Source organism: Streptomyces camelliae, assembly GCF_027625935.1.
Lineage (GTDB): Bacteria > Actinomycetota > Actinomycetes > Streptomycetales > Streptomycetaceae > Streptomyces > Streptomyces camelliae.
Genome location: NZ_CP115300.1, coordinates 9308024 through 9319598, shown reverse-complemented (window position 1 = coordinate 9319598; position 11575 = coordinate 9308024). Strand labels below are relative to the sequence as shown.

9 protein-coding genes and 3 pseudogenes are annotated in these 11575 nt (G+C 67.5%); 6 read left to right on the top strand and 6 right to left on the bottom strand.

Going from position 1 to position 11575, the window contains the following annotated elements; translation table 11 throughout:
- Positions 1–705 precede the first annotated feature (705 nt).
- Positions 706–1676: pseudogene (locus O1G22_RS44625) on the top strand (IS630 family transposase); the annotation flags it as partial.
- Between the two features lie 444 nt (positions 1677–2120).
- On the opposite strand, the pseudogene O1G22_RS43050 reads toward O1G22_RS44625, so the two are convergent.
- From O1G22_RS43050 to O1G22_RS43040, 3 genes and pseudogenes are all read right to left on the bottom strand, one after another.
- Positions 2121–2627 (bottom strand): annotated as a pseudogene (locus O1G22_RS43050) (helix-turn-helix domain-containing protein); the annotation flags it as partial.
- Positions 2628–2955: 328 nt separating this feature from the next.
- Positions 2956–3837, bottom strand: a complete 882-nt coding sequence (locus tag O1G22_RS43045; protein ID WP_270086275.1) for a GNAT family N-acetyltransferase — start codon at positions 3835–3837, stop codon at positions 2956–2958.
- A gap of 512 nt (positions 3838–4349) precedes the next feature.
- Positions 4350–4622, bottom strand: a complete 273-nt coding sequence (locus tag O1G22_RS43040) for a hypothetical protein (RefSeq protein WP_270086274.1) — start codon at positions 4620–4622, stop codon at positions 4350–4352.
- Between the two features lie 238 nt (positions 4623–4860).
- Between O1G22_RS43040 and O1G22_RS43035 the strand changes: the two genes are divergently transcribed.
- The gene (locus tag O1G22_RS43035; RefSeq protein ID WP_270086273.1) at positions 4861–5661 is read left to right on the top strand and encodes an SMI1/KNR4 family protein; all 801 of its coding nucleotides are present in this window, start codon (positions 4861–4863) and stop codon (positions 5659–5661) included.
- Between the two features lie 490 nt (positions 5662–6151).
- Here the strand turns inward: O1G22_RS43035 and O1G22_RS43030 are convergent, their stop codons facing one another.
- The gene (locus O1G22_RS43030) at positions 6152–6556 is read right to left on the bottom strand and encodes a hypothetical protein (RefSeq protein ID WP_270086272.1); all 405 of its coding nucleotides are present in this window, start codon (positions 6554–6556) and stop codon (positions 6152–6154) included.
- 251 nt (positions 6557–6807) lie between these two features.
- Entirely contained in the window at positions 6808–7392 is a 585-nt protein-coding gene (locus O1G22_RS43025; RefSeq protein ID WP_270086271.1) for a hypothetical protein, read from the bottom strand.
- A 307-nt stretch (positions 7393–7699) separates the two neighbouring features.
- On the opposite strand from O1G22_RS43025, the gene O1G22_RS43020 reads away from it, so the two are divergent.
- Both O1G22_RS43020 and O1G22_RS43015 read left to right on the top strand, forming a co-directional pair.
- On the top strand, positions 7700–8185 hold the full coding sequence (locus tag O1G22_RS43020) for an HIT family protein (protein WP_270086270.1): 486 nt from the start codon (positions 7700–7702) through the stop codon (positions 8183–8185).
- A gap of 264 nt (positions 8186–8449) precedes the next feature.
- Positions 8450–8923 (top strand): hypothetical protein, encoded by a 474-nt coding sequence (locus O1G22_RS43015; RefSeq protein WP_270086269.1) that lies wholly within the window; start codon positions 8450–8452, stop codon positions 8921–8923.
- Positions 8924–9244: 321 nt separating this feature from the next.
- On the opposite strand, the gene O1G22_RS43010 is transcribed toward O1G22_RS43015, so the two are convergent.
- A complete protein-coding gene (locus O1G22_RS43010; RefSeq protein WP_270086723.1) occupies positions 9245–9400 on the bottom strand; it encodes a hypothetical protein in 156 nt (51 codons plus the stop codon).
- Between O1G22_RS43010 and O1G22_RS43005 the strand changes: the two are divergent.
- Positions 9356–9891: pseudogene (locus tag O1G22_RS43005) on the top strand (IS5 family transposase); the annotation flags it as partial. The gene O1G22_RS43010 and the pseudogene O1G22_RS43005 overlap by 45 nt on opposite strands.
- Before the next feature lie 898 nt (positions 9892–10789).
- Positions 10790–11497: a DUF4232 domain-containing protein gene (locus O1G22_RS43000; protein ID WP_270086268.1), complete on the top strand. Its 708-nt coding sequence runs from the start codon at positions 10790–10792 to the stop codon at positions 11495–11497.
- The last annotated feature ends 78 nt before the right edge of the window (positions 11498–11575 follow it).

Genomic DNA, 11575 nt, shown 5'->3' with positions numbered 1-11575 from the left:
CTCATATGCCAGGCATCCGACGGCGCCACCGGATCCGTCGGCCAGGCCGAGGACGCCGACCGGGATGAACCCTTCACCAGAACGCGGCCGGAAGCGGGGTTGCCGGGATGGGCCACCGTCCTCAGCACGCGGCGGTGGCTAGTACCGCATCAAGCAACGTTCGCCTCTTGGGACGTCGACTGGTAGTGGGCCAGACGTCCACACCCGGTCGTAGGAAATGACTGTGCCGGCCAGGTCCCACGTAGAGTGCTCGGGTGTTCAATCGGCTTGAGGTCAGTGCGTTGCCACCGGGCCCTCGATGGGCTGCTCAGTTGCAGTTCCGGATCGACGGCGAGGATGTGGTGGCAGAGGCGGTTGGAGAGGGAGGCCGCGGCCCGTTTGCGGAGGAGGCGCTGCCCGCCGACGGTCACAGTGCCCTATGGGCTACTGGCGAGGGGCGAGGTGTAGTGCTGGGCGAGCCTGAGTGCACGGGCGGATGCTGTGGCTACCTGTCCGTGTTCGTGCAGCGGCACGACGGGATTGTGGAGTGGTCCGACTGGCAGGTACCCAGAGACAAAGTGAGGCCCCCAGCGTTTTCTTTTGACGCCGATCAGTACGACGCCGAACTAACCCGAGCACTGACAGACCGGCGGTGGCAGGTCTACAGGAGTGATTGACGCGCCGCCGGTCCTGTCCTGGGTGGCACGTGGCCGTCAGGCTGTGCGGGTGGCTGAACGAGTACGCGTCCGTGAGATCGATGACGACGAGGGCCGGCGGTTGCTGCGGACTATCCGCCGCGGCACAGGGTCGGTGGTGACCTGGCGCCGTGCCCAGATGGTGCTGCTGTCGGCGCAGGGCATGACCGTGGCGAAGATCGCCGAGGTGACATTCACCAGTCCGGACCGGGTCCGGGACGTACTGCACAACTTCAACACCGACGGCTTCGACTCCCTCTACCCCAAGTACAAGGGCGGGAGGCCGAGAACCTTCAACCTCCCGGAGCGTCGGAAGATCAAGAAGATCGCCAAGTCCAGGCCGGTCGAGCACGGCCTGCCGTTCTCAATCTGGAGCCTGGCCAACTGCCCGACTTCCTGGTCGCCAAGGGGGTGGTCGACGACATCAGCCACGAGGGCCTTCGGATCCTGCTCCGCGAGGAGGGCGTCTCCTTTCGACGCATAAAGACCTGGAAGACCTCCCGCGACCCCGACTACTCCGCCAAGAAGGCCCGCGTTGAGCACCTCTACGCGATCGCCGACGGCGAGGTCATACCCGAGGACAGCGAACCCGAAGTCGTCTTATGTCTCGACGAGTTCGGCCCACTCAACCTCCAGCCCCACCCCGGCCGGCAATGGGCCGAACACGGCGGACGGCACAAGGACCCCGACCGGGAACCCAGGCCCCGCCGACGGGCGACCTACACTCGCCCGCACGGCGTCAGGCACCTGTTCGCCGCCTACGACCTGGGCAAAGACAAGCTCTACGGCCACATCAAACCGAAGAAGAACCGGACAAGGTTCCTGGAGTTCTGCCGATACCTACGCAGCCTCTACCCGCCCCAGACCCGCATCGCGATCGTGCTCGACAACTTCTCCCCGCACCTGACCACGAAGAAGGACACCCGGGTCGGCGAGTGGGCCGCGGTCAACAATGTCGAGTTCGCCTACACACCGACCAACAGTTCCTGGCTGAACCGGATCGTGCGACACGAAGTCGCTTGAGAAGAGTGGGAATCGCCAAGGAGGTTCGACTGATGTCGAAGGTGTAGGACCCGAGCCAGTGCGCAGGGCTCGTTCCCGCCTCAGCGTGCGTCGCGAGTAATCGCGGGGTGCGAAGCCTGAGGAAGTGCCCAAGGACCCCCGTTCCATCCGGGGGTTACATGCTGGGAAATGCCGGACGGGTGAATGCGAATGAACCCTTGATGATGCCTCGTCATGAGCACTCTCGCCGATGGGTTGTTTCAGCGGGAGATTGGAACTGGCCGTTGTAAACCGGCAGGCGCCGACCGGAGATATCTGACCGGTCGGGAGTGCACCGCCGTTCCCGGGGTGCAGAGGGCGCCCTCCCCGGCAGCATCTCTCTCATGCGGAACGTGACAACCCCGATGGAGTCCAGGCAACGCGGTTCTGGCCTGGTAAGCCGCCCCACGTGCTGGCGCCGCGTTCGGGCGCTGGATCGACTCCGGCCTCCCTCAAGATCTCCCAGACCGTGGAGGCGGCGACCTTGATGCCCAGGACGAGCAGTTCGCCATGCACGCGCCTGTAGCCCCAGCGGGGATTCTCGCGCGCGAGGCGAAGTACGAGGGCGCGTATGGAGTGCACGGTCCGCGGCCGGCCTGGACGCTTGGGCCGGGACTGGGCGGCATGCCGGCGTGCGAGCAGGTCGCGGTGCCACCGCAGCACCGTCTCCGGGCGCACAAGCAGCCTCACCCGGCGCAGCGTATCCATCGGCAACCCGTGCAGCAGCGCTGCCAGGAACGCCCGGTCGGCCGCGTTGAACCGCGGTCTGCGCGTGCCCAGTCGCCGCTCCAGCACCGTGATCTGATGCCGCAGGGCCAGGATCTCAATGTCCTTGTCCCGGTCACTCAGCGGCAGTAGGCGCAGCAGCGCGAGCGCGTTGCTCACGCCGATGTAGGCCAGTCGCAGCAGCACGGACGATCACGTTGCAGTGCTGATCGGCTTCAGCGCAACCGCGGCGTGAGCATCCATCGTCGAAGCTCCGTGAAGGCCGCCCACCGCCTCACCACCTGGGCGGATGAGGTTTTCGGCAAGGACAGCGTTGGCAACGTGAGGTGTCTGGCGCGTGCTCGGCAAGGTCCGCACCGACCCGAGGTGGGCGACCGCACTGGTGCGGGCCCTGCTCGTCCTGACGAACCGGGAAGTCGCCCGCTGACCGGCGATCTCCACCGATCGTTCTGGCTCTCGCCTCGGCCTACCACCGGCGACGTCGCCCTTGCCTGACGCAGGGCGGGCGCCGGGTTCAGACGTAGGTCCTGCGCCACTGGTCGGCCGCGCCGAGAAGGGTCATGCCGGCGGAGGTGTAGGCCTGCATGGCGCCGGTGTTGTGGGTGTCCACGTCGACGCCGACCGTGCGGTGGCCGCGGGCGCGGAGGAGGCTGAATGCGGTGGTGAGGAGTTGGGCGCCGAGGCCGTGGCGGCGGCGGGCTGGGTGGACGCCGAACCAGGCGATCCAGGCGCGGTCGACGGGGTCGCGGGCGATGAGGGCGCCGGCAGGGACGCTGTCGAGTTCGGCGAGGAGCCACAAGTCGGGGTTGTAGCCCTCGCGTCGGCGCTGGGCGTGGTGGAAGGCGTCGAAGTCCGGGTGGGGGTGCTCCGGGTCGTCGGTGAAGGCCTCGTTCAGCACCGAGTGGACGGTGCGGAGGTCGGTCTCGTTCCGGGCCGCGCGCACCGCGGGCGCGGGGTGCTCGGGGAGGCGGATGGCGTCCAGGTCGACGGTGAGGCGGCTGCTGCTGTCCGCGACGGTCCAGCCGCGGCTGAGGAGTTGGTCGTGGGGGAAGCAGCCAGGAAGCTGATACAGCGTCACCGGCGTGTCAGGGGTCGGCAGGTCGTGGGCGGCCCAGACGTCGAGGCGGTCCAGGAGCGTCGCGGTGACGGCAGGTGCATCCGGGGACGGGGCGACGACCAACTGGGCACGCAGCTCGCCCGGCTGAGGCGCGGGGTGGAGGGCGGCGAAGCCGAGCAGGCCGCCGTCGGGGCCAGACGCGGTCCACGTGCGGGAGGGCAGGTCCAGGCCGGGGGCGGCCAGCATGCTGCGCGCCTCGGCGGGGCCGGACTCGCGGCGACCGACCGTCGCCTCCTCGTCCCGGCCGAGCAGTTCGGCGAGGGCGTCGACGTCCGCCACGGAAACGGCTCTCCACTCCATTCCCGCACTGTCGCAGGACGAGGCGTTGGCCGCCAGCGGATTTAGGCGGCGCCACGGCAGTGGGCGACGATGAGGGAGGGCGCCCACGCCTGCTCGTCCTCACAAACGGGGAAGTCGCCCGCTGACCGACGATCTCCACCGAAGTCACCCGCCCGTCACCAGCATGAGTACCCCGGAGCCGACGCACACCAGGTCGCTACTTCACGATGCACACCACTCAATGCACCGGGTAAGTTCACCGAGGGCGCCAACGCTGCCCACCGTGGCGCACAGCGCCGTGACGAACGGGTTCCGGCCGGTGGTACCAGAGGCGCTACAGCGCGCCCCTGGACCCCGCCCACGCGTGGCAACCTCACGCGCGAAAAAGGTCTCGTCGTACTCCGGGTCCGTGCGCGCGTGAGGTCACCACGCACGCGATCTCACACGTGCTGACGCCGAGGGGTGCGGTTCCCACCCTCTGACGTCAGCCAGCATCTACTTGGTCTGCGCAACTACTTGCCCAGCCCGTTGGCGCAGAGGAAGTCAAACCTGATGTCCAGGTCCTCGTCCCAGTCGATCTCGGCGCGGACCTCAACTGTGCCATTGTCGTGAGGAGTCACGTCGTACAGGTGCAGCGTTGCCCCACCGTTGATTGGGTTCCGTTGCGCATCCACCTCTGTCAGGCTCGCAATCACTTGAGTCGCCGAGTTGACGCCATCAACCGTGAAGGAATCGTTGAAGAGACGATGGTTCCTGCCATAAGCCCTAGCGGAGAAATAGTCCATCTCTCTCGCCTTTCCTGATAATTGCCCCTCGATGAGTCACCCCTACAAATATCGTCACCCCAGATGCTGATACGAGCAACTTGAGGGCGAGGTGGCTCAATTGAGACCGATGCCACAGACAGGCAGGACAACGGCGTACGGGTGCAGGATCCACGCACGCTACTGAAGTTGAACTGGTGATTTCGGGCGTCTGGGGGCCGGCAGAACCACGGCGGTCTGTGATTGTCGGGGAGCGTGAATGGGTCAGGTCCGCGCTGGCCGGGCCGCCGCGGGGGTGCTTTGCGATGGGGTGTCGGGGGCGGCGGTTAGGGTCTGCGCCATGACACAGATGTTCGATGTTCGCCAAGGCCTGGAGCATGCACGCGCGGACCGCGAGGCCGCGTGGCGTTTCGTCCGCGACTTCGCGCACGCATGGGTGGAGCCGCTCACCGAAGGCGACGGCTTCACCGAGGAGGACCTCGCAGCAGCGGCGGAACGTCTCGGCGTAAGCCTGCCGAGCGCCCTCGGCGAGATGTACCGGCTGCTCGGGCGGCGCCGGGATCTGACGAGCAACCACGATCGGCTGCTGCACCCGGACCAGCTCTACATCGACGCTCGCAGCGAAGCTCTGGTCTTCCGGGAGGAGAACCAGGGCGCCTGCTCCTGGGGCGTACTGCTCAAAGATCTCGACCGGGCTGATCCGGGAGTTCATGTGCTGTCGGACCTGGCCGACCGGCAGGCCCAGCGGTGGGAGCCGTGGATGGAACGCCTGTCGTGGATGGCCGTCGAGATGGTGCTGGCGGAGTCTTTGCACGCACCGCAGCACCTGAGCGACTTCCTGTACGAGCCCGACCACGAATACACGCGGGTCCTCGAAGAGTGCTGCGAGCTGCTGCCGTTTCCGTCCTATCCGGCCGCGGGTTTCGAGGGCACCCGCTGGTTCCTCGGCGCGGACGTGCTGTTGCGGGATGAGGAAGGCTGCGTGCCTGTGAGGGCTCGGACCGAGGAAGCACTGGACGCCGTCCGGGCCCTGCTCCCGGGGGACTGGCTCAACGCGTAGTCAATTTGCCCCCGTGTTGTTGAGAGTGCCGGCTGTCGCGGCGGCACAGGCTCTGGAGCGTGACGGGTTCTGCGGGGGCGGGCCACTGCCCGAGGACGGCGGAAGACTGTCAGGCTGCCGGTACGTCGCCGGCCTGCGCACCGGCACCGTGGAACCCGCCCGCGGCGCCATCCCCAGCCCGCGCAAGATCACCACGTGGATCATGCTGCCCCGCGGCACCCTGCGGCCCCCAGAAGAAGAGCAGCTCCTGGCCGCTCGGCTCGCATGTCCCGATATCGCCCGGGCCTGCGATCTCGCCCGCAACTTCCATGACCTGCTCCAACACCGACGCGGTCACCAGTTGTTGGAGTGGATCCGCGAGGCCGAGCGCAACGCACCGGCCTCCTCCGATCCTTCGCACAGTGCCTGTGCCTCGACTTGCAAGCCGTCACCGCCGGCCTCACCTTGCCGTGGAGCTCGGGCATCGTCGAGGGCCACGTCAACCTAAAAGTTACGTGGAATCTGCCGGGGTGATTATGTCTCTCCGGTGCAACCACGGACTTGGGAGATGTGTTGAGCGGCACGACGGTGCTGACGGACCCAGCTCCGCGATCCCCATGGACAGCAGGCGCTGGATCTCCGTGCGGGGCAACGAGTAGGTTCCGTCTGCGTCACGGACCGGGACGGCGACGGTATGGGCTGGGATCTGGCCCTGCTTGCCGGCCGGGGCGGCGACGACGAAGACTGTGCCCGGCGCCTGCCGCGGGATGTCGATGAAGACCACACGGGACTGTTCGTCGTCGGACCAGCCGACGTTCATGCCGCGCGGCGCCGGGGTGACACGCTCGCGGATCAGCTTGCGCACCTGGTCAAGGTCGACCACCGACCGGTCGACGGAGGAGATCCGGTCGAGCACCTCCTCGCCGTGCTCCAGTCGCGTGGAGATCCCGAGAACGAGGAGCCCTCCGCCGCCCCGCAGCCTCACGTTACGAGGCCGAGCACCACCGGCTCCGCCTTGTAACGGCGGCGGCCGGCCGTATGCGTGGCGCACCGCCGCAGGCGGCGCGACGGGAACGCCACGAACACGCTCGGCACACTACCCCAGCAGCAAGACCGGAAATCACAGAACCTGCCTACGGAGCACGACGGCCAGCCAGCGCGATCCACTCATGCGCGCAGGGTGGAGGTGTACTGGCTCCTGCTGTCGCCGAGGTAGTTGTCGTCGTAGGTGCCCATCGGGGTGAGCAGCCAGTAGGAATCCACCATCGGCTCGAAGTGCCACGTGCCCGTATAGGCGGTCTTGCTGAAGGTGACTTGCAGGTAGACGTGGCCGACCTTGCCGGAGGCGACCTTCACCGTGGGCGAGTAGCCGGGAAGATTGAGACCGATCAGCCCGTTCGATTCGTAGTAGCTGGCCTTCTCCCAGCGGTGGTGCACCGGATTCCACCACATGGCGGAGATCCCCCGCATCTGCTTGAAGCCCGGGGCGGCGAAGTTCCACAAGGACAACGCGAAGCCAGCCGGGGCCAGGACGTCCCGGGACCTCTGCGTGTAGGACATGGTGAGGCGGATCGTGGCGCCCCGGTGCAATGACTTCGGGATGCCGCTCGCCCACTCCTGCAACGTCCCGATCTGGTGAGGCGCGGACACCTGCTTGCCAGCCGGGGCCGCGGACGCTATGCCCGCGCTCAGCGGCACCGACCCCAGTGCCACGGCGGCTGCAACCGCGGCGGCACGTATACGTGTTCTCATGCTGTCCCCTCCCAGTGATCCATCAGCCGCGAATCCTACGCACCCAGTCCACGGACCCCGGACAGGGCCTGATCGTGCCTTACAACTCTGTGCAGTACCTCGCCCTATGGGCTGCGCTTGAGCGCGTTGCGGGCCGGTCCCCGTGCACGACGACGCCGTACTCCCGGGAAGCTCCTGGCGGCACGGGCGATCTTGGTCGTGAACCCGTCTACCAGGAGCCTCGTCGCGTACGCAGGCCAACCGGCGGATCCATCAACCAAGTTGGCCGTCGACATCATCGCTGCGGGCTCTGTATAGGCTGGGGCGCGTGGATGTGACGGGCTGTCTTGGGTGTGACCTTCTGACCGGACGCCGGGAGTTGCCCGGGGGTGTCCTGCGCGAAACCTCTGCTTGGGTCGTGAACCACGTCGTCGGCCCGATGAATCTCGGCACCTTGATCGTCGGTCCGCGAGAGCACGTCGTGGCCATCGCCGAACTCGACGACACGGCGGCGGAACTCGGCCCCCTGCTGCGCGATACCGCTCGCGTCGTGGAGACGTTGTGCCGACCCGAGCAGACCTACGTCTGCATGTGGTCACACGGCCGCGACGCGCGCAAGCACCTGCACATCGCGATCCAGCCGGTGACCGCTGAGGTGCGGGCCCGCTACGGCGGGCTGCGCTCCGAGCAGCTCCAGGCCCGGATGCTGGCGGACGGTGACGAGCCAGACATCACGGAGGTCGAGCAGTTCTGCGAGCGGGCTCGCGAGCTGTTCCGAGCGATCACTGACAGCAGCGCCAAACACCGCAGCTGATCACTGGTACCGCGCCGACGCCACGACGCAGTCGGGCAACCATATGCGAGGAAGCACTGCAGTCTTCTCCATCACGCACCCTCAACGTGAGGTTGGCAAAGGCTCACTGGATAGTCGAGCATCGAACCGGGAGGCGACCAACCCCTCCAGCACCTCCTCCCACTCGGCCGCCCGGCAGGCTGACCTCCTTGCCGGCCGAGGTGCTCTTCACATGAAGCGATTCGGGGACCATGCTCGAAGCTCGGGCACACTTCAGGGGGAACCATGTTCACACGCACCGCCCGCACTCTCACCGCGGCAGCGCTTGCCGCGGCCGGTGTCGGCCTCGGGGCCGTCGGCACCGCGCAAGCGGCTACGGCCAGTTGCGGCTACATCAACATCGGCTCGCCGGGCAACGTCAACCTGCACGGGATGTACGCCGGCCAGGTCGAGCAGGTGTACAACACCTGCAACGGCTACACCTGGGCGCACTTCCAGTGGGCCACGGCCTACCAGCAGGGGCCCTACCGGAGCGACACCGTGTTCGTGAGCATCAATTCGTGGAGCAACGGCGGCCAGGTGACTGGCCCCGTCTCGACGGCCGTCAAAGACGTCGACTCGCCGGGGATGTACATCCACGATGCCAACCCGGACACGTTCATCGCCTACGCGCAGGTCAGCTGCGCCGCCGCGTGGGGCACCTGGCATGCGTACGCGAACGGCGCGAACTGGGGTGGTCCGGCACCGTACTCCTGCTGATCAGCCGTAGGCGACCGAGCCAGGAGGCGGTGACGCCCGCACTGACGGGCCGTCACTGTCGTTCCACGGCTCGTCAGCGTCGGCGCGTTCCACGAGACGCCGACGGGTGACTTCCGGGGACCGGCCGTCGAACGGCAACCGCAAGCCAGCTCCCCCCGGTAGACGCCAGGGCGGCACCCGCGGCCTGGTCCACCGCGATGGCGAGCCACCAGGCCTGCGCGCCGCGCACGATGCGAACCTCGGATCCCTCCGGCACGATACGAACATCGCCGACCCAGCCCAGGAGTGCGACAACCCGCTCCGCGGCATCCTGAGCCGACGTCACCACTGCTCCCCCACAGCCGCGTCGAGGTTGTCGTACAGCTGCTCGCGGCGGGCGGCCGCCATCACAGGTGCGCGGTTGCTGATGGTCGGGTACAGGCAGCCGCGGTCAGCGGCGTCCTGGACTTCTCCCGGGCGGCCGTCGACGGCTCCCACATCCGCGCGTTAAAGGGGGAGCCAAGACCGGACGAAGCCCTGTCGACCGGGGCAGAACGGGCAGCAAGCACCACCTGATCACCGATGCCACCGGCATCCCGCTCGCCGCCACCCTGACCGGCGGCAATCGCAACGACGTCACCCAGCTCATCCCGCTGCTGCAGGCCGTGCCGCCGGTGCGGGGCAAACGCGGCCGGCCCCGGCGCCGCCCGGACGTGGTGCTGGGTGATCGGGGTTACGACCACGACAAGTACCGCCGCCTGGTCTGGGACCTCGGGGTGAAGCCAGTGATCGCTCGCCGTGGTACCGAGCACGGCTCCGGCCTGGGCACTCAGCGCTGGGTCGTAGAGCGCACGTTCGCCCACCTGCACTGGTTCCGCCGTCTACGCATCCGCTGGGAGATACGCGACGACATCCACGAAGCCTTCCTCAGACTCGCGTGCGCGTTGATCTGCTGGAGGCGGCTCAGGTCGTTGCGTGGGCAACCCTAGAAGGGGGGCCAGCAGGAACCGGGGGGAGGCGCGGGATTAACACGATTCCCGCGACGCATTTCCAATGGCCAGCGCTGGTCAATGACGGCCGCGGCCTCCTTGCAGGCGCCACACGCGTTGCTCCGATCCGGCATCCACCAGTACGGAGAGACCGAGAGATCCTCGTGTTCTATGCCGCACAGGGTCGCGCCGGAACCTGTGTAGGCGTAGGCCGTGTCATAGGCATGGGCCACGTTCTCAGGGAGGCTCGGTGATTCCGCCCGCTCCCAGCGCCCGTACATGGGCTGGTACTGCGGCCGTGAAACCTCATGGGGATCATGTCCCAGCTCGGTCCACGCGTAGCACCAGGAGCAGAACCACCGCTCCTTCACCGGCAAGTCCCACGCCGCTCGCGGTTCCGCTGCCGACGCCTGCCGCATCTCGTGTCCACACACATCACACGTCACAGCCGGATCCTGCCATGGCAACTCCACACCTACCTCTGGCAGCAGGACCCTCGGCCGAACCGCATTCCGATAGGGGTTCTTAGGGCTTGCCGGGAATCAACATGTCGGTTTGATCTTGGTTTTGTCGGGGTCGAGGAACCTGACGACGTCTTCCCACGTGCGGAAACGGCCTCGACCCGGCCTGTCGGCCAGCTCATCTGGCTTCAGCGGTGACAAGTCCTGGGCTTCGGCTCAGTTCGTGTGCCGAAGCGCGAGACTTGTAGTCGCCGGCCGGGCTCTGGCCCTCGTCGACAGCGCCCGGTGGGCTTGTTACCGAATGCGGACAGATCCGGGTGAACGACGTCCGCTCGGGCGTCATCTCATGGGGTGTAGCGAAACAGCCGATGCGGCCGGCCGCTCTGCGGAGCAGAGGGAGTGCCGCGTTTCTGACAGACCATGGGGGAGTTTTCATCATGACCACACACCGTGCCCGTCGCACCGCCCGTTCCGCCGCCCTGGCCGCCGTCACCGCCGGGCTGGCGTTGGGCCTGACCGCCTGCGGCGGCGCTGACGGCTCGAAGGCGGCGGGCGGCGACCACGCCGCCGGCACCGCGCAGAACCTGACCGCGGCCAACGGGGACGGCAAGGGCAGCGCCGAGCAGGCCAACAGCGCTGGTGACACCAAGCAGGGGGCGCGCCCGGCGACAGTCTCGGGCGTGACCGACAAGACCGCAAGCAACGGCGCGACGGCCGGCGTCCGGCCATGCGTCGGTGACGAGATGCTGGTCACCGCGGTGCACCGGTTCGCCGGGCAGCAGGGCGACCACCTGCTGGTGACCGCGGTGAACGAGGGCACCAAGCCCTGCTGGGTCACCTCGTACCCGGCCGTGGTGCTCGACTGGAACGTCCACAACGTCGCACTGCCGCACTCGAAGAAGGACAACCCGGGCGGCGACAAGCACATCACGCTCCAGCCCGGAGGCAAGGCATACAGCGCGGTGAACCTCTTCGACTACGGCTCGAAGCACCACACGGCGCAGTCGCTCGCCATCGCGCTGCGCGGCGCGAACGGTCACCACGGCCCCTTCTACTCCGTCGTCATGAAGGGACAGAAGCCGCAGTTCAGCTGGAGCGAGGCCGACGTGCTGAACTGGAGCACCAAGAAGCCGTACGACTTCTGACGGCCCGTCGGCCAGGTTCGTCGCCCGCCTGCAGAAGAGCGGCGGGGAGCGATCCGGGTCCGCACCAGCGGATTGCCC

Excerpts from the sequence above, each read along its gene's own strand:
- O1G22_RS43000 (WP_270086268.1), top strand. The coding sequence starts at position 10,790 with ATGACCACACACCGTGCCCGTCGCACCGCCCGTTCCGCCGCCCTGGCC.
- O1G22_RS43025 (WP_270086271.1), bottom strand. The coding sequence starts at position 7,392 with ATGAGAACACGTATACGTGCCGCCGCGGTTGCAGCCGCCGTGGCACTG.
- O1G22_RS43015 (WP_270086269.1), top strand. The coding sequence starts at position 8,450 with ATGTTCACACGCACCGCCCGCACTCTCACCGCGGCAGCGCTTGCCGCG.
- O1G22_RS43040 (WP_270086274.1), bottom strand. The coding sequence starts at position 4,622 with ATGGACTATTTCTCCGCTAGGGCTTATGGCAGGAACCATCGTCTCTTC.
- O1G22_RS43035 (WP_270086273.1), top strand. The coding sequence starts at position 4,861 with ATGGGTCAGGTCCGCGCTGGCCGGGCCGCCGCGGGGGTGCTTTGCGAT.